Below are 16546 nucleotides of genomic sequence, written 5' to 3' on the forward strand. Positions count from 1 at the left end.
CGGCGATTCAATTAGCTTGCGCTTAAATGGTTCCCAAAGCGACGCCTAGCTACTTGCGGCGTGCTATTTGTCTCCAAGGGCTGTGATAGGCGTCGCGGGAGGAAGGGACTGATACCAGGGTACCCAAATCGCCATGTCGTTGAGGCAATCGCCAAACGAGACCCCGTTAAATCCGTCGCGACTACAAATGGCCATCCCGGACACAGGCTCTTGAGAAACTTCGACGTAACAGTATTGCTCTTCCATTCCTCCCGTATCAATTTTCGCGAAAGTCCGATTTTCGCCCCACAGCTCCGCGCGAACGGTTTGAAGCGGTTGGCTATTAAGGTAGTCAATTCCGGATTGATCGGTGTCCTTATCCAGCATCCACGCTTGGAAATTGAGGCAAGCTTGAACGGCCGCCCTGTGATCGATAATCGCTCCCGCCTTGGTTCCCTCAAGGAAAACTCCCCACCTCACCGCTTCCTCGACGGTATCCACCTGGGCTACCTCGTTTGGTCCGGAACCTAAAGTTTCAGCCAGTAGCGAAAGCGAAAACATCGGCTTCGCATCAAACTCGGATGAGAAGGACCCGAACTTGATAAACTCAGCGATGACTTTCTGACTCAACGTGAGCATTTCAGCCACGTCCTTCCCGGTGAATTTATCGTCATCAGCTAATTTGAAATAAGGCGCATGAAATCCCAGGTGCCCGGCTACATTTAAATACCGGCTCGGCCCATCCGTCTCTGCTCCGTGCGCTCGCCCCGCCATGAAAAGAAACGCGCAGGACGAATAGCAAGAGGCACCGGCCGGGACGCGAGTAGTGATTCCATAGTCGTGCACAAACCCCGCAATTAATCGGCCCTCAACATAATTTCCGCCGGGGCTATCAAGGCACAGCGCTGCGTCGGAACCGTTAGACGCCTCCCCGCTAGTGGCGGGGGCTGTTAAACCATAAGCTGTGGCAAGGCTTTGCAATCTCTTGAAATCGCCCGGTACGATTTCGCCCGACAGGTTTATCAAGCAGCCCTTCCCAAGCCCCTTAGATATCTCTGCGGCATTCGCGGTAGCTACAATGAGCATACCGACTAGCGAGAAAATAAAAAAAAAGATCGTTGATTCGCTTGTCGTGTCTCGGGATTTCGCGGCAGCTTTTGGAGAATAGAGACGTGCGATCGGCCGAAAATGCATATGTCTGGGCCTCCCCTACTTAGATACATCAAGGAGCGACGATGGGAGCAAGTCAATGCCAGGGGTGCGCTTCAGACGCCATAGTTGCGGATCACGGCCGCGAGGCTTCTGGCCGGCCCACCGTCAACCGCCGGCCGCACTTGCCGCCATTGGTCGCGAGAGCGTAACACTGGAGGAAATCTAGGAGGGGGCGACGATAGCGGATGCTGAAACTGGCCGTTTCCATTCTTCTAATTGCTTTTGGCAGCGCTCACGCTGAACCGGGTTCAACACAATCATACGAACCATCCCCAAGTGGCAGGATAGAGATTCAGCATGATCAGCCCAAGCCCCAAAACGCCCAGAGCGCCACCGATTATGATAAGCGCGGCACCCAAGAAGTACCTATCTTCGTAAAGGTAGTTCCCAGCCCAACCACCGAGGCTGACGCCGCAGAACAAAAGGAGGAGCGCAGTCAATCCGCGACGAACGAACGGGGGCTCGTAGTCGCTACCTGGATCTTGGCCGTTGTTACCGGAGCTTTGGCTATTGTCGCTGCTTTCCAGGCTGCCCTGTTTGTCTGGCAGCTCGGATACATGAGGCAAGGTGTTATTGACGCTGGAAAGGCCGCCAATGCGGCCTTGATCAGTGCCGAATCTCTCAAAAAATCGGAGATGGCCCATATCATCGTGACCAAAATCGAATTCAAGAAATCCAGTGGGCCAACGCATAGGGCTGATTTCAGAGTTTTCTTCGGAAATTTTGGCAGAACCCCAGGCTTCATCCACACCACGCGGCTTTGGTATGCGCCATTGACGGGCCGAAACGAGCCTAGCGTCATTGATGCCGTGAAGGAGACCGCGCGGGGCGGCTCTCAAAACAGTGGATTCATCCTTGCTCCAAGTCCCACGAATGAGCCCAGAGCCGCGAGCGACGTATACGGAACTGACATATTGAGCGCCGATGAAATCACTTGGCTTGAAGACGCCAAGGGACAGCTTTTCGTTTGGGGAGAGGTCGAATTCTCTCCGGTTTTCGGGGAGACGGTTTTCGGGGAACGATGGATTTCCCAGTTTGCCTATCGCGTCAACCTCGCTCCAGGAAAGAACCTGAAGAACGTTTCCGTGGGCGGCGCTGAATACTGGCGCTACTACCAAAAGTCCTAGGGCGGTGCCTAGGCGCATGCCGCATCCAACTCACGTTGCAGGGCGAGAGCCTGAGGGAACGAGAGTTCGAATAGGTTGTGGGTTTGCTCCGGCATCACCCAGTCGGGATTGCAGCCAAGGGGATGGTCAGGGAGCGGGCTCATCTCCCACGGCATCAAGCCCAGCGCCCGATGCAGGGCTACGAAATCACGCGCCTCGTAGGCTGCGATGGCTTCGGCAGTGATTGGATGCCGTCGTTTGGACTTCGGGATACGGCGCTTCATGTGGGATCTCCGAATTGCTCCAGCGCCCATGCGGGTCTCGGGTCCCACCACTCTGGTCGAGTACTGAGGAACGCGGCACCTAGACGCGACCAGGCCTCGGGTGCGTCCCTCAATTTCTGCGCATCGTTGTATTCGATGGAGTAACCGAATTCGGTGAGATCGCCGAAGCCGTCATACCCGGTCTGGAACATCTCCGCCCAAGCCGCGACCTCGGCCGAGATGTGCTTTTTCCCTATTCTCCGTTTCACCGGCATTTGCTCAATCTCTGTTGCTTCGGATTGCAGGAGGGCGCCTGGCATCAGGTGCCGGTTCCCCGTCGAGATCCAGTTCGCGAAGCAAGCGGGCGAAGCCGACTTTGGCGTCGCGCTCGATTGCCACCTCAGGCCGGGCCTTGGGATTGCCCTGGGAGTCGGTGAAGGTGAGACCGTACTTGGTAATCGCTGCTCTGGCCGCCTGCATGCGTTCCCAGCTCTCGCAAGCCGCCTGGAGCAACCGAAGGTGATGGGGCTCCAAACTGAATTCGGCGTTCACCTCGGCCCACCATTTCTTGGACGCGGCCGAGAGGTGGGCGGGTGCCGGCACCTTCGGCGCGCGGACACTCTTGCCAGCCGACTGGTTGCCGATCGGGACGACATTCAATGATGCAGCGGAGGCCGGTCCCCTAGCGCCCATCGTGCAAGCCTCGCGCGCACGGGATGAACCGGGGGAGCACAACTGCGTGTGATGGTATCGCAAGCGGTCTAGGAAACCGGCGCCCTGAGAAAAGACCTCCCGCCCCGGGGGTTGCATTGCACGACTGTGTCAAAACATGCGCCTCCATGGGCCGGGAGGCTCCGCCTCATCCATTGCCGCCAGTGGGAACAGATCCTCGACATACAGCGGCGCTTCGTAGTCGGCTGCGATGCTGGCGAGAGCGTCCTCCCATTTGGAGGGTTCAAAGTGGGCGTAGTAGTCGCAGCCGATATAGATGCAGATGTCGGGGTCTTCGGCGATCTCCACGTTCATGTGGATGCCTATCCCGTCCTCGCAACGCACCACTGACACCCAGTCGACCGTCATGCCGTCGCGCAGCGCACTGTTAACGTCGGGCAAGACGCGCACCCACATATAGCGCAGTGTTGTGAGTTCGTCCGATGGTGTGGCCTGATGCTGCAGGTCAATGACGGCAGGATGGTTCGCAGTCTCTGCCTTCACGCATTGGTCGATCGCCCAATCACACAGTTCCTTGTGCCGGACCTCGATAGCTTGGCGATCGGCGCCGCGTGCCTGCATGACTGCAAGCTCGCCGGAAATGTGTGTGTCCAGGTCAGCCATGAAAGTCACCACGTCCATCGTTCAGACGCGCTGGCCGTAGCGCCTGAGAAAGTTCGCCTTCATGAGCGCGACCGCCTTGGAATTGTGCTCGGTGAGGCCTGCCTGCTCAAGCTTCCGGATCCAGTAGAGATCGTCCGCCTTCTTCTTCGGATCGTAGAGCTTGACGACGCGAACGGGCTTCGCTTTGGGCCGGACGCTTGTGAGATACACGGGCTTCAGCGGTGCGGTCAGTTTCACCGGGCGCAGCGGCGCAGCGGTCTTCGTGGCTGCGGGTCGCTGCATCTTTCCCGTGCTGCTCATGTCTCTGGTCAAATACATTTCGAGTTCTCCTTCAATCGACGGCGTTGAGGATCTTGCGCAGCATGCCGATGCAGTGCGGGCCGAGCAGGGCCTCGCAGCGGCTGGGCATTTTGCTGGGAAGCTTCGTGCGCGCTTCGATGCTGGCCGCATAGAACATGGCGCCGACGCTGATAAGGTCTTCGAGCTCGTCGATCTTTGCGGCTATCGCACCGCGATAGCTGTCGATCTTCGGCTTAAGGGCGGCCAACTCATCGTCGAAGGCCTTGCGGTGCGCTTCGAGCGACTGCTGCGCCTCGCGTTCTTTCGCCTGGAAGGGTGCGATCTCCTGGCCGGCCTGGTCGACTTCCGCAGCGGTGATCGTCGGCGGCATGCCGGGCTGCTGGCCAAAATACTGTCGGTGCATCTCGCGATGCTTGGAACGAGCGGCCTCAAGCTCTGCGGCCGACTCGCGCCACACTTGCTCCGCCTCGGCAATCGCCGCTGGTTTCGGCGGTATCTTCAGAAGAACGTTGAAGTCCATTTCGGCCGCCTTCGGTATTCTCGCGAGCATGTTGCTCCTCCTGTTCGATCGAGAATTTACGCCCGGAAGCAACGGCTGTGACTAACGCGTTATTCAGGATACGGAGGGCGACCTTGCACAGGCGTGTCCGGTTGCGGCTGCCGGCTTCGTCGACCGCACCGACTTCCAGCATCAAGCTGACCAGGACGTGATCGATGGGCAACGACAGGACAATGCTGCCGGTGGTTTCACGCTGCTTGAGACGGTATCGTCGTTCGCGGCCGAGCCGGCGCTGTCGCTCCTGCCGCTCTTCGGGTGTTCCGATTGGTGGTCGCCCTCGACGGCGATCGGCCGCGTCCATGGCGTCACCAGCCCACGCCAGCAAACTTAAGGCGAACGGGCGTCCTTGGAAGCATGGAGTACGCCGTTTGTGTGTGGCTGGCAGCCATATGGCGATCTCGCGAAAACAACGTCTCTGAGAGACGGTTAACCGGAACATCACCGCGCATCGAGGAGCCGTCGTAGCCGTGCAGTTCGCACAATTGGTCATTGGAGACGAGAAACGCGCCGAACTTCACCGAGCCGAAAGGCTTGTGAGGATTCACAATCTGATCGTGCAGCGTTTCAACCGAATAGGTCACTCGGCATATCTGGTCGAGAGGGCGGCCGCTGATCTCGTCGAGGCAGCCAATCATCCCGCTGATATGGCCGAGCCGTCGGGGTGGACGCTTGGGTTGTGAAGCGAGCCGGGCTGTCATGTGCCCCTCGTCGCAGTGGCGTAGGCGTTGGGAGCAGTAGACTCACGCGCATGCGTAGACGCCAAGCTTATCGTTCTCTCGGAGCCTTCTTCAGTATCCTTAGTTTCCCTTGTAGTATTAGGCGGCCTGTGACAGTCCGCCTTACACCGGTCTGTGGTAGTCCGCTTTTGGCGGTCTGCCGTAGTCCGGTTTGGCTGATCGTCGAACCGGTCTGTGTTAGTCCGCTTTCCCTTCTTGTCGCTGGATGCCAATCGAGCCGGTTCGGCGCGCAGGGTCGAGGGGCTCATAGCAAGTTCTAGGATCTCGTAAGCCCAGAACATTTTCAGCTTGTAGGCGATGCCACGGGCCTTGCGCTTTACGTCCAGTTTGCCTTTGCTCTCGTCATAAAGTTCGGCGACTTTCTTCTTCTCGATCGCGCCTGTTCCGGCGAGCGACGCCAATGCCGAGCGCACCTGCCGCGTATCGGCAAGACCACTCAGTTCGGCCAACGATTCCTGCGTCGGCCAGGCAAGACAGGTGTCGGCATCGGCGAGTTGCATGAGGGCGAAGGCCACGCGAAGGTCGCGCGTTCGCCGGCCGTGCTTCTGGTTGTGGCAGACAGCCGTCAACCAGTCGTATTTCGACATCTCGGCAAGAGACTTCTGCCATGCCCGTTTGCGCTCAGGATTGGCCATTGGCGCCGCCCTTGCGCCGTCGCGCGTGATGTTGAACGTGACAGGCCCTGCACCAGAATTTCACGTCAAGAGCGAGACGGGGATCTTCGTGATGACAGTCGAGCGGCTTCTCTTCACCGCAGTTCTCGCAGCAACTCGGCTTCACCAAAATGCCGCGCCGAATCGCGCTCGCGACAGCAACGTGACTCCAGCGTTCGACGGGGTGCGCCTCCCTCCACCGCGCTTGCGGGGAAGGCCCTTTTTGGGTAGAAGTATCGCCATTGCTGTTTTGTATTTCGACTTCGCGAAGCTCGCCCTGGCCGGCGGGCTTTCGCATTTTAAGAGGCCCCATCATCGATGCCTCCGCTCCTGAGCAAGTTTGCCAAACGGATGGCTTCAATCGCCTCGGCGGCGGTCATCGGCAATTGAGACCGCAGCCATGGCACTGCCGCGCAACCTCGCTGTGCCGGAGGGACTTCGACAAGGCGCCGGGCGCCAAGCGAGATGACTTCGGAGTGTTCGAGATCGAAGCTCATGCCAGCCACCCGGCGATGATAAAGATCACGAAGGTGATGGCGGCAGCGGAAACGAGGTAGGCCATTATGCGGCCTCCCTGACGGGCAGGGACTTCAGGTAGTCGGAAAGCTCATCGCTGAGTATGATCGTGCGCCTGCCGGCCTTTCTCGCCGTCAGTCTGCCAAGCTTGATGGCTTCGAAGATTTTCGTGCGGCCGATGCCCGAACGGTCAACAGCTTCATCAATCGTCAGGCCGATCTTGTGGTGGTCATCCAATTTTCTGCTCCATGAATTTGCGCGAATGCGCGTTTGTTCACGGAAGCAAACATGCGGTAGATCAGACCGGTTTTTTCATTTCTGGCAGAACGGCCCGTTTTGCCAACGTTGACAGATACTGGCGTAGACTTCGCTGAGATGGTTCCGGCACATGATCGGACCAAGCCTCTCCCTCCAAAACTAGGCGAGCGGCAGCCGATGCGTTGTCGAGGTTAATTTCGGGGTTCAAAGCCACGATCCTGCGAGCCTCGGCTTTCCAGGCATCAGCCTTCCTGCGCTTTTCTCGGTTGCCCTGGTCTGCGCCGGCGGCATGTCTCTCAAAATCAGCGAGCCGCTTCTCGCCCGAAAATTTCAATCGAAATTGGCTGTCTACAGCTCCGAGCCGCAAGGCCAATCCAGCAGCCCTTTGCATTTGTCCTTGTAGCAGCGCCGATCGGCACTGGTTGATAAGTGACAAGATCGCGCCGATGAACCAGAAGTTCGATTGATACGGAAAGGATTGTAGGTGCGCCTCGGTACGCGCATGGATGCCGGGCGAATAAAGATTGACTTCGTATCGCCAAGCGATCGGGTTGCCTTTGTCGAAGGCTACGAACTGGTTCGGCGCCGGCAACTTCAAGCGCTCCAGCGCCTCGGCTAGGTCAGCCTCGCGCTGGTCTAGCCAGCCGGTGAAATCGTCCGGCCACCCCTGTTCTTGCTGGCTCTTCACCAACTCCCGATCGTCCGGGTCCAGCAGGTTCCATGTGATGCGCCAGTGGCGCGTGATCCCTGTGCCGACCTTCTGCCGCCTAGGCATCTGCCTGCCCTCGGTTCTTTAGATGTACGACGTTTGCATCGTTTTGCGGCACCAGCGGCACGATAGCGGCGCGGGCCATTTCCTCCAGTCCCGAGGTGATCCACTTCGAATAGTGCCGCTCAATCATGGCCGTGCTGGTGTCGTGGAGCGCGGCAACGAGCCGGATCGGGAGATTTGCGCGGATGCCCTTGACGATGCTGGAATGGCGCAGGGCGTAGGGGATCATGTCGGGCAGTTCGGAGCGTTCCTTGATCGCCTGCCATGGCCTAACCATTTTTGCCGACTGCCACGGCCCGCGACCAGCGCGCTGCCATTGGATGCCCTTCACCTGTTCGTAGCGCTGGCGTTCCAGCAAAATGGCTTCCGCGGGACGCCCCGTGACCGCCGGCACAAGCGCCTCGATGACGTCTCGACCCACCGGTACTGTGATGGAACCGGATTTTGCACGGCGACCCTTCCGACTAACGGGGACCATAATCCTGCCGGCGGCAATCTGGCAGTCACCGACCCGAATTCTCGCCACCTGAGAGAAACGGGCGCCCGTAGCGGCAAGCACGAGCACGATCCTGAAAAGATCCCCGCCCATGTCGAGTTCTGTATCAACCTCACGGGCTGCCCGAAGCACTCGGGCGATTTCGGCATCCGATAGGATTTGGTTATCCCGAGCGGTGGGTTCGGCGTCATCGTCACTTTCAGCCTTGAGGCCGTCTTTGACGATCGCCGGCAGCGCCGGCAGGAGCTTGGCCTTGTTGGCGGCATAGGCGGCATTCAGTGCCGCTTTCAGATCGTTGATAAGGCGCTGCCGGGTGGTGGCCTTCATTGAGTGTGGCAGGGTAGCACGCCATGTCCTCAGATCGTCTTCAGTCAGCATGTACAGCGTCAGGCCAGCCATTGGGGTGGCCGGGATTGCCTTTTCCTTGCCACGAGCAGGCTGGCCCAGAACATGGCGGCCCAACCGCCGTGCGGCATCGGAACGGATCGGGCGTCCTGCCCTCTTGGCGTCCCTATCGTCCCTTGCGGCGATATAATCTGCAACAGCTCTTGCAACGGTGAGCGCAGGGCCTTCGGTTTCGGAGGCGGCAAGCTTCCGCTCCCGTTCGACCAGATCGCGCGCGGCTTTCTCTGCCGCCTGGAAATTGAGATTTCCGGCCTTGATGCTGTCATCCGCAATTCCGATAGGCGCCTGTTTGTAACCGACCCCATTCCGCCACCGAACCAGCCAGACACCGCCTCGCTTACCCTTGCGATAGCCAAGGTGAACCTCGCGGTCCAAGCCTCGCCAATGAAGCCCGACTGGCAAATCCTTGCGGGCGTTAGGAGTGGTCAGCTTGGCTTCAACTAGGGTCTTGGCCATTTCGCATCCGTCAAAACCGTGAAATATGCGTCAAATATATACCAGCGTACGGTCGCGAACAATAGCGAACGGCAAAGGGTAAACTCCTTTATTTTCCTGCACTTATGCGAATGACGCTGAATGGCAAGGCTGGATTGACAGCGCCCTTTGAAGGCGTGAATCGTGGTTCGAGCCCATGAGCGGGAACCAGCTTCCTCAAATGATGCTTTTCGCGCCCCTTGGGCCTGCAAGATCACGCAGGACTGAACTTCCCGTGATGGTGGAACACCCCAGCCTTTTCCGGGTTGGGGCTAGGTTTGTTCCAACCTGGGGATTTCAATGAAAAACATTCTATTGGCGTCAGTTCTGGCGCTGGCGGCAGTTTCGGCCGCGATCGCTTCCAACGCAGGCTGAAACCGTGATCATCAAGACCGGAAAGCATCACTGCAGGACCAAGTGGGTTACGCATTGGGTCCACCACCACAGGGTCGTCGAGAAGGTCAAAGTCTGCAACTGAGGCATTCGAAGAAGCGAGCCGGTCGGCGAAAGCCGGACGGGCTTTTTTGGGCTTACTTCCCGAGTTTGCTCGCGGCCCGCGCCAGCGCTTCGATCTCATCCCACTTGCCGGCCTTGACCAATTCGTCCGGGGCCACCCAGGAGCCACCGACGCAGATGACGTTGGGCAGGCTCAGATAATCGGCAGCGTTCTTGGCCGAAATGCCGCCGGTCGGGCAGAATTTCACGTCGGCAAGCGGCGAGGCGAACGCCTTCAGCGAGGCGATGCCGCCCGATTGTTCGGCCGGGAAGAATTTCAGGAAACGCAGGCCGGCCTCGCGGGCGGCCATGATTTCGCCCGGCGTGATGGCGCCGGGCAGCAACGGAACCTCGCTGTCCTTCGCCGCCGCCAGCAGTTCGCGGGTGATGCCGGGGCTGACGATGAATTTCGAGCCTGCGGCCGCCGCCTCGTCGAACTGCTTGGCATCGAGAATGGTGCCGGAGCCGACGATGGCGCCCTCGACTTCGCCGGCGACGCGGCGGATCGCCTCCAGTGCATCGGCTGTCCTGAGCGTGATCTCGATCGCCGGCAGGCCGCCGGCGGCGAGCGCCCGCGCGAGCGGCACGGCGTCGGCGACATTGGCGATCTTCAACACCGGGATGACCGGCTGGCCATTGAGGAGCGACAGGAGCTTTTCGGTCTTGCTGGGCATTTGTCGTCTCTCCGGCTTCGAACAATTCAACCGATTAGCAGAAGGCCGTTTTTCTGTCCACGAAGGCAAGCGTGTCGCGATGTCACGCATGGCCGGCAATGCCCTGAATCGAGTCGATGCGTCAGTCATGGAAAGACTGGTGTGCTGGCCTTGCCTTGAATCGGCTTTCGCAAGCGTTTAGTGGCTTGGCAATGACACTGTCCAATCAACCTTTGCGCGTTGCGGCGCTCTACCGCTTTGCGCGGCTCGATGCTTTCGAGGCGTTGCGTGCGCCGCTCGCCGCCTTCTGCTGCGGACGCGGCATCAAGGGCACGCTGCTTCTGGCGCATGAGGGCATCAACGGCACGGTTGCCGGCAGCGAGGCGGCAATCGCTGAACTGATCGATCACCTGGAAACCATCGAGGGTCTCGCCGGTCTCGAAGTCAAATACAGTAGCGCCGAGACGATGCCGTTCCACCGCATGAAGGTGCGGCTCAAGCGCGAGATCGTCACCATGGGTGTCGAGGATATCGATCCGGCGAGAAGTGCCGGCACCTATGTCGCGCCGGCGGACTGGAACGCGCTGATCGCGGACCCGGACACGATCGTCATCGACACTCGCAACGCCTACGAAGTGTCGATCGGCACTTTCAAGGGCGCGGTCGATCCGGCAACGGCGAGCTTTCGTCAATTCCCGGCCTGGGTCGAAAAACATCGGGACGAATTCGACGGCAGGAAGGTCGCCATGTTCTGTACCGGCGGCATACGCTGCGAGAAGGCGACAGCCTATGTGAAGTCGCTGGGCGTCGAGGATGTGTTTCACCTAAAGGGCGGCATTCTGAAATATCTCGAAGAGGTGCCGGCCGAGGAAAGCCTGTGGCAAGGCGAGTGCTTCGTCTTCGACGAGCGCGTTTCGGTGTCGCACGGCCTTACCGAGGGTGATGCCGAACTCTGCCGCGCCTGCCGCCATCCGTTGACGCTAGAGGATCGCCTGTCGCCGAACTATGCCGCCGGCGTCTCATGCCCGCATTGCTTTGAGGCTCGCTCGGACGAGGATCGCGCCCGCTATGCCGAGCGGCAGCGCCAGGTCGAGCTGGCGCAGGCCCAGGGCAGGGGGCCGCATATCGGCAGCTAGTGTTGGCGGAGCGCCGGCGCGGACTCTGATTGCGTCACCAGGCGACGGAATAGCGGTCGATCACCCACAGCCACGTGCCGTCGCTTTGCCGACGGGCGACCTCGGAGGTCACCGTGCCGTCGGGAAGCCGGGTCGACGTCAGCGCCAGGTCACCGTTGATCGCCGCCGGGCGCTGCTCTCCGCGCTGGAATTTTCGCCCGGTCGCGGCAAACGCGGCATACAGCGCGCGGATCGCTTCGCGGCCGCGCGTCAATTCAGCCTCGCCGCTATCGATGACGGCATCGGGTTCGAACAACGCAACCATGCCGTCAATGTCTCCCACCCACTGCCGATCAATCAACAGGCGCTCGAGATCCTGCGGATCAAGCGCCGGCTCACGGCTTGTTTCATCAGTCATGCGACGCTCCAGACAATCCAGTTGGGGAGCGTGACACTAGCCGAAGCCGAAGTCTGTTTCGACACGTCGATTTCCGCCGCTGCTGGCAAAGCGCTCGCCCGTCATTGTAATGTCCATATGCGGGGCCTACCTCTCTGACGTTCGAAACCTGCCCGTTTGGCTGGGCAAATTCTGGAGGCATTGATGTTCGATCCCAAGAAGCTCCTCGACGATCTGCTCGGCTCGCAAATTCCCGGCACCAGCGGCACCGTCCGCGACAAGGCCGGGCAGGCGGTGCAGATGGCCAAGGACAATCCGCTGGCGGCCGGCGCGCTGGCCGCGGTGCTGCTTGGGACCGGCACCGGACGCCAGGTAACGGGCACCGCCATCAAGCTCGGCGGACTGGCCGCGATCGGCGGCCTCGCCTACAAGGCCTACCAGAACTACAAGGCCGGCAATGCGCCCGAGCAGGCGCCGGCCGCCGGCGAGCCGGAACTGCTGCCGCCGCCCGCCGACACCGCCTTCCATCCCTCGCAAGCGCCGCAGGGCGAGGATGAGTTCACGCTGACGCTGGTGCGGGCGATGATCTCGGCGGCCAAGGCCGACGGCCATGTCGACGATGACGAACGCCAGAAGATCGCCGGCAAGCTCAGCCTAGCGGGCATCGGCACGGAAGCGGAGAAGTTCCTGATGTCGGAGCTGGAGAGCCCGCTCGACCTCGATACGCTGGTCGCCGGCGCCAAGACCGACGCGCAGAAGCTTGAGCTCTACACCGCGTCGCGCCTCACCATCGATCCCGACACGCGTGCCGAACGCGGCTATCTCGACCTGCTGGCCGGCCGGCTCGGCCTGCCGGACGCGCTGGTCGACCATGTCGAAGCGACCGTGTCGGCGGCACAGGTGCCGGCTTCAGGCAAGGCCAAGGCCGGGACGGCGCCGAACCCACGCTGGTAGGCTTCAAACGAGAGTGCGGAGTCGGACACCGTTTCGCGCTAACGTCTCGTTAACCTAGCAAGCGCATGATTCTAGCCAGTCGGATCGGCTTTTCCTCCTCCCAAGCCCGATTCAGATCAGGGGCGGTCGCCAATGACCGCCCTTTTTGTCGGGCACGCGCCCTTCGAGCAGCTTGCCATAGCTCTCATCATTTGCGATGCCACATGTTCTTCCAGCCATGATCAGGGAGGACGGCGATGACAGCCATCACCAAGAAAACCGCCATCGTCACCGGCGCCGGCACCGGTATCGGCAAGAGCGTCGCCACGGCGCTGCTGAAGGCCGGCTGGAACACGGTGTTCTGCGGCCGCCGCAAGCCGGTCCTGGACGCTGCGATCGCGGAAGCCGGGCCAACGCAAGCCAAGGCCTTGGCGGTTGCCTGCGACATCAGCAAGGCCGATCAGGTCGATGACTTGTTCGAGACGGTGCTTGCGGCTTTCGGGCGCGTCGACCTGCTCTTCAACAATGCCGGCATGAGCTACAAGTCGACACCGATCGACGAGATCCCGGTCGAGGTGTGGAACGATATCGTCGGCGTCAATCTCACTGGCTCGTTCCTGTGCGCGCGTGCTGCCTTCGGCGCCATGCGCAAGCAAAAGCCGATGGGCGGCCGCATCATCAACAATGGCTCGGTATCGGCCTATGCGCCACGGCCGGGCTCGGTGCCCTATACGGCGACCAAGCATGCCATCACGGGCCTCACCAAGACGCTGGCGCTGGACGGCAGGCCCTTTGACATCGCCTGCGGCCAGATCGACATCGGCAATGCCCTGACCGACATGGCATATGCCATGACCGTCGGCGTGCCGCAGGCCAATGGCAGCATCGCCGCCGAAGCGGTGATGGATGTTCAGCGCGTCGCCGACGCCGTCGTCCACATGGCCAGCCTGCCGCTCGACGCCAATGTGCTTTTCATGACCGTGATGGCGACCAAGATGCCGTTCGTCGGGCGCGGGTGATTTGACCCGATCGCCCTGACCACCCCCATCTTCGCTGTTCGACATATGTTAACCCCGAGGTAGTACTGGACGTGCTTAATCCCTGAAGTGGCGCCGGAACGGCAGGATTGGGCATGCAACTGAGCGATATGATTGATTTGAAGGCGATCCTCGTCATCGCCCTCATCTTCATTCCGCTGGAAAGGATGCTGCCTCACGATCACGAGCAGCAGACTTTGCGCCGCCATTGGCTGAACGACGCCGTCTACCTCTTCTTCAATGGCATCCTGATAAAGCTAGGCCTGCTTGCGCTGGTTGGCACCGTGATGGTCGGCCTCGGCACGCTGGTTCCCGAGAGCGTCGGCGAGGCTGTACGCAGCCAACCGATCTGGCTGCAGGTCATCGAGGTCGTCGTGCTCGCCGATACCGGCTTCTACCTCGCCCACAGGATCTTTCATGCCGTACCCTTCCTGTGGCGGTTTCATGCGGTGCATCACAGCATCGAGGAGATGGATTGGCTGGCTGCGCACCGGGTTCACCCGGTCGACCAGATCCTCACCAAATCGGCATCTTACCTGCCGCTATTTGCGCTTGGCTTTTCACCGGCTGCCATCGCCATATACGTGGCAATCTACCAATGGCAGTCATTGTTGATTCATTCGAATACCCGGATCAATTACGGCCCGTTCAAGTGGATTTTCGCCTCACCGAAATTCCATCACTGGCACCACGCCAATGAGCGTCAGGCCTATGACAAGAATTTTGCCGGCCAGCTGCCGTTCCTCGATGCGTTGGGTGGAACGCTGTACATGCCGGATCGGATGCCGGCCAAGTACGGTACCAACGAACCGGTGCCGACCGTTTATCATGAGCAGCTCGCCTACCCCTTCATGTCGCCCAAGGCTCGCAATGACGAGCGCCTGCCCAATGCAATTGGAGACATCCCGAAATGACCCGCAGCCAGGAAGACCTGATCGGCAAGACCCTGATCATTGCGATTTTCCTTTTCCTCGTCAGCGTGCAGGTCAACACGATCGTTACAACGGTTCAGAACAGCGACCAGATCGAGCTTTGGCAGTTCGTCCTGGCCGCGCGTGTATCAGGGCTATTTTTCCTGGCGCTCGTCGTATTCCTGACCGTGCTTCGTCTTCCGCCCAAAAGCGTTTCGGTTGGCGTCGAGCCTCGACTGACGTCGATTGCCGGCACTTTCTGCCTGATGCTGCTGGTCGTCCTGCCGACCGGCACGCCCGGTATCGGCATCCGCGCGCTGGCGGGAAGTCTGATGGTGGTCGGAACGGTTCTGTCGATCTGGGGCGCGATCAATCTGGGCCGCTCGTTTTCGATCATGGCGGCCGCCCGGCAACTGGTCATTCATGGTCCCTACTCGCTCGTCCGGCATCCGTTGTATGCCGCCGAGGCGGTGACGGCATTGGGTTCGGTCCTGATGAGCTGGTCGATCTGGTCGTGCCTGCTGTTTGTCGCCTGGGGCGGGCTGCAATACCGCCGGATACTGAACGAGGAGCGGATTCTACGCGCGACCTTCCCCGAATATGATGACTACGCCAACAACGTGCCGATGATCATCCCACGGCTGACGCCCTACTCGGCGCGCGCTGCATAGAGATCATATCCGCCTACTTCGCCAGGAACGCTTCGATCCGCTCCAGCGCGCGCAAAATGTTCTCTTCGGAGTTGGCGTAGGACAGCCTGATGTAGCCTTCGCCAAGAATGCCGAAATCGGGGCCGCCGATCAGCGCCACGCCGGCATCTTCGAGCAGCGCCGAGGCAAGTTTTTTTGCTTTCCAGCCGGTCTTCGAGACATTGGGGAAGGCATAGAAGGCGCCCTTCGGCGTGATACAGGAAACGCCGGGCAGCGCATTCAGCCCCTCGACCACGACCCTCCTGCGGTTGTCGAAGGCGCGCATCATCTTGTCGACGTCATCCTGCGGGCCGTCGATCGCCGCGATGCCGGCATACTGGCTAGGCGCGTTGACGCAGGACCAGCAATTGACCGCCAGCTTGCGCACCTTGTCGTAGAGATGGGCGCCCTTGTCGCCGTTCGGCCAGATCGACCAGCCCATGCGCCAGCCGGTCATCGCCCAGGTCTTCGACCAGCCGTTGAGCACGATCAGCCGGTCGCGGATTTCCGGAAAGGTGAGCAGCGAGCAATGCGTCTCGCCATCATAGGTCATGACGTCATAGATCTCGTCGGAGAGGATGGCGACATGCCGGTGCGCCTCAAGCCCCTTGACCAGCTTCTCGATCTCGGCGCGGGGCGTGACGCCGCCGGTCGGGTTGGCCGGCGAGTTGAGGATCAGGAGCCTGGTTTTTGGCGTGATCAGCGCCAGCGTTTCCTCGGCCGAAAAGGCAAAGCCATTTGCCTCGCGCATCGGCACGGGAATAGGCGCCGCACCGGTAAACTCGATCATCGACCGGTAGATGGGAAAGCCGGGATCGGGATAGAGGATTTCGGCGCCCGGTTCGCCGAACATCAGGATCGCGGCGAACATGGTCGGCTTGCCGCCGGGCAGGATCATCACGTTCTCCGGGGAGACCTCGATGCCGGTGGTGGTCAGCGTGCGCCGCACCACCGCCTCGCGCGTCGCCAGCAGGCCGTTGGCCGGCGTATAGCCATGATGGCCGTCGCGCAGTGCCTTGATCGCCGCTTCGACAATGTGCTGCGGCGTCTTGAAGTCGGGCTGGCCAATGCCGAGATTGACGATATCGCGGCCTTGGTGCGCCAATGCTGTCGCCCGCGCCAGCACCGCAAAAGCATTTTCCTCGCCGAGACGGTCGAAGGCCGAAATCGTGTGGAGCATTTTTCCCGTCCGTGTGGTTCTTTCCCTAGGCGTGCGTTTTTGTGAGCGTCCGCTCGCAAATGTCAAACGGA

At 60.4% G+C, this 16546-nt stretch carries 23 protein-coding genes; 6 read left to right on the forward strand and 17 right to left on the reverse strand.

All coding sequences use genetic code 11. The features are described 5' to 3' along the window. Window positions 1–63: 63 nt before the first annotated feature. Window positions 64–1173, reverse strand: coding sequence for a hypothetical protein (locus AC1DXN_RS03685; protein WP_477273170.1), 1110 nt, complete (start codon window positions 1171–1173; stop codon window positions 64–66). 203 nt (window positions 1174–1376) lie between these two features. Between AC1DXN_RS03685 and AC1DXN_RS03690 the strand changes: the two genes are divergently transcribed. Continuing rightward, window positions 1377–2318, forward strand: a complete 942-nt coding sequence (locus tag AC1DXN_RS03690) for a hypothetical protein (protein ID WP_477273168.1) — start codon at window positions 1377–1379, stop codon at window positions 2316–2318. A gap of 8 nt (window positions 2319–2326) precedes the next feature. On the opposite strand, the gene AC1DXN_RS03695 is transcribed toward AC1DXN_RS03690, so the two are convergent. The 14 genes from AC1DXN_RS03695 to AC1DXN_RS03760 form a co-directional block, all read right to left on the reverse strand. After that, window positions 2327–2581: a hypothetical protein gene (locus AC1DXN_RS03695; protein WP_477273166.1), complete on the reverse strand. Its 255-nt coding sequence runs from the start codon at window positions 2579–2581 to the stop codon at window positions 2327–2329. Continuing rightward, entirely contained in the window at window positions 2578–2880 is a 303-nt protein-coding gene (locus tag AC1DXN_RS03700) for a hypothetical protein (protein WP_477421494.1), read from the reverse strand. The genes AC1DXN_RS03695 and AC1DXN_RS03700 overlap by 4 nt, the downstream gene beginning before the upstream one ends. Continuing rightward, window positions 2840–3220, reverse strand: a complete 381-nt coding sequence (locus tag AC1DXN_RS03705; protein ID WP_477273162.1) for a P27 family phage terminase small subunit — start codon at window positions 3218–3220, stop codon at window positions 2840–2842. The genes AC1DXN_RS03700 and AC1DXN_RS03705 overlap by 41 nt, the downstream gene beginning before the upstream one ends. A 162-nt stretch (window positions 3221–3382) precedes the next feature. Then, window positions 3383–3895, reverse strand: coding sequence for a hypothetical protein (locus tag AC1DXN_RS03710; RefSeq protein ID WP_477273160.1), 513 nt, complete (start codon window positions 3893–3895; stop codon window positions 3383–3385). Between the two features lie 21 nt (window positions 3896–3916). Further along, window positions 3917–4213 carry a hypothetical protein gene (locus tag AC1DXN_RS03715; RefSeq protein ID WP_477273158.1) on the reverse strand — a complete coding sequence of 99 codons (297 nt, stop codon included), beginning with the start codon at window positions 4211–4213 and terminating at the stop codon, window positions 3917–3919. A gap of 13 nt (window positions 4214–4226) precedes the next feature. Further along, window positions 4227–4715 (reverse strand): hypothetical protein, encoded by a 489-nt coding sequence (locus tag AC1DXN_RS03720; protein WP_477273156.1) that lies wholly within the window; start codon window positions 4713–4715, stop codon window positions 4227–4229. Beyond that, on the reverse strand, window positions 4624–5055 hold the full coding sequence (locus AC1DXN_RS03725; RefSeq protein WP_477273154.1) for a hypothetical protein: 432 nt from the start codon (window positions 5053–5055) through the stop codon (window positions 4624–4626). Before AC1DXN_RS03725 ends, AC1DXN_RS03720 begins: the two co-directional genes overlap by 92 nt. Window positions 5056–5059: 4 nt before the next feature. Then, the gene (locus tag AC1DXN_RS03730) at window positions 5060–5452 is read right to left on the reverse strand and encodes a hypothetical protein (RefSeq protein ID WP_477273153.1); all 393 of its coding nucleotides are present in this window, start codon (window positions 5450–5452) and stop codon (window positions 5060–5062) included. Then, window positions 5449–6126 (reverse strand): hypothetical protein, encoded by a 678-nt coding sequence (locus AC1DXN_RS03735; protein WP_477273151.1) that lies wholly within the window; start codon window positions 6124–6126, stop codon window positions 5449–5451. The genes AC1DXN_RS03730 and AC1DXN_RS03735 overlap by 4 nt, the downstream gene beginning before the upstream one ends. A gap of 317 nt (window positions 6127–6443) precedes the next feature. Next, window positions 6444–6641 carry a hypothetical protein gene (locus tag AC1DXN_RS03740; RefSeq protein ID WP_477273149.1) on the reverse strand — a complete coding sequence of 66 codons (198 nt, stop codon included), beginning with the start codon at window positions 6639–6641 and terminating at the stop codon, window positions 6444–6446. A 64-nt stretch (window positions 6642–6705) separates the two neighbouring features. Further along, window positions 6706–6897, reverse strand: a complete 192-nt coding sequence (locus tag AC1DXN_RS03745; protein ID WP_477273147.1) for a MerR family transcriptional regulator — start codon at window positions 6895–6897, stop codon at window positions 6706–6708. Between the two features lie 61 nt (window positions 6898–6958). Beyond that, the gene (locus AC1DXN_RS03750; protein WP_477273145.1) at window positions 6959–7693 is read right to left on the reverse strand and encodes a hypothetical protein; all 735 of its coding nucleotides are present in this window, start codon (window positions 7691–7693) and stop codon (window positions 6959–6961) included. After that, window positions 7686–9047, reverse strand: coding sequence for a tyrosine-type recombinase/integrase (locus AC1DXN_RS03755; protein ID WP_477273143.1), 1362 nt, complete (start codon window positions 9045–9047; stop codon window positions 7686–7688). Before AC1DXN_RS03755 ends, AC1DXN_RS03750 begins: the two co-directional genes overlap by 8 nt. 548 nt (window positions 9048–9595) lie before the next feature. Next, the gene (locus AC1DXN_RS03760; RefSeq protein ID WP_477273141.1) at window positions 9596–10234 is read right to left on the reverse strand and encodes a 2-dehydro-3-deoxy-phosphogluconate aldolase; all 639 of its coding nucleotides are present in this window, start codon (window positions 10232–10234) and stop codon (window positions 9596–9598) included. Between the two features lie 191 nt (window positions 10235–10425). On the opposite strand from AC1DXN_RS03760, the gene trhO reads away from it, so the two are divergent. Further along, on the forward strand, window positions 10426–11349 hold the full coding sequence (trhO, locus tag AC1DXN_RS03765) for an oxygen-dependent tRNA uridine(34) hydroxylase TrhO (protein WP_477273139.1): 924 nt from the start codon (window positions 10426–10428) through the stop codon (window positions 11347–11349). Between the two features lie 34 nt (window positions 11350–11383). Here trhO and AC1DXN_RS03770 read toward each other — a convergent pair whose 3' ends face one another. Then, window positions 11384–11746, reverse strand: coding sequence for a YybH family protein (locus AC1DXN_RS03770; RefSeq protein WP_477273137.1), 363 nt, complete (start codon window positions 11744–11746; stop codon window positions 11384–11386). 183 nt (window positions 11747–11929) lie between these two features. Here AC1DXN_RS03770 and AC1DXN_RS03775 point away from each other — a divergent pair, with 183 nt between their 5' ends. The 4 genes from AC1DXN_RS03775 to AC1DXN_RS03790 all read left to right on the forward strand — a co-directional run bounded on the left by AC1DXN_RS03775 (window position 11930) and on the right by AC1DXN_RS03790 (window position 15277). After that, window positions 11930–12679, forward strand: a complete 750-nt coding sequence (locus AC1DXN_RS03775) for a tellurite resistance TerB family protein (protein ID WP_477273135.1) — start codon at window positions 11930–11932, stop codon at window positions 12677–12679. A gap of 236 nt (window positions 12680–12915) precedes the next feature. Continuing rightward, on the forward strand, window positions 12916–13677 hold the full coding sequence (locus tag AC1DXN_RS03780; protein WP_477273133.1) for an SDR family oxidoreductase: 762 nt from the start codon (window positions 12916–12918) through the stop codon (window positions 13675–13677). Between the two features lie 113 nt (window positions 13678–13790). Then, window positions 13791–14609 carry a sterol desaturase family protein gene (locus AC1DXN_RS03785; RefSeq protein WP_477273403.1) on the forward strand — a complete coding sequence of 273 codons (819 nt, stop codon included), beginning with the start codon at window positions 13791–13793 and terminating at the stop codon, window positions 14607–14609. After that, on the forward strand, window positions 14606–15277 hold the full coding sequence (locus AC1DXN_RS03790; protein WP_477273131.1) for a methyltransferase family protein: 672 nt from the start codon (window positions 14606–14608) through the stop codon (window positions 15275–15277). The genes AC1DXN_RS03785 and AC1DXN_RS03790 overlap by 4 nt, the downstream gene beginning before the upstream one ends. 13 nt (window positions 15278–15290) lie before the next feature. Here the strand turns inward: AC1DXN_RS03790 and AC1DXN_RS03795 are convergent, their stop codons facing one another. Beyond that, entirely contained in the window at window positions 15291–16475 is a 1185-nt protein-coding gene (locus tag AC1DXN_RS03795) for a pyridoxal phosphate-dependent aminotransferase (RefSeq protein WP_477273129.1), read from the reverse strand. Between the last annotated feature and the right edge of the window lie 71 nt (window positions 16476–16546).

It is taken from the genome of Mesorhizobium sp. P2_H9, assembly GCF_056403215.1.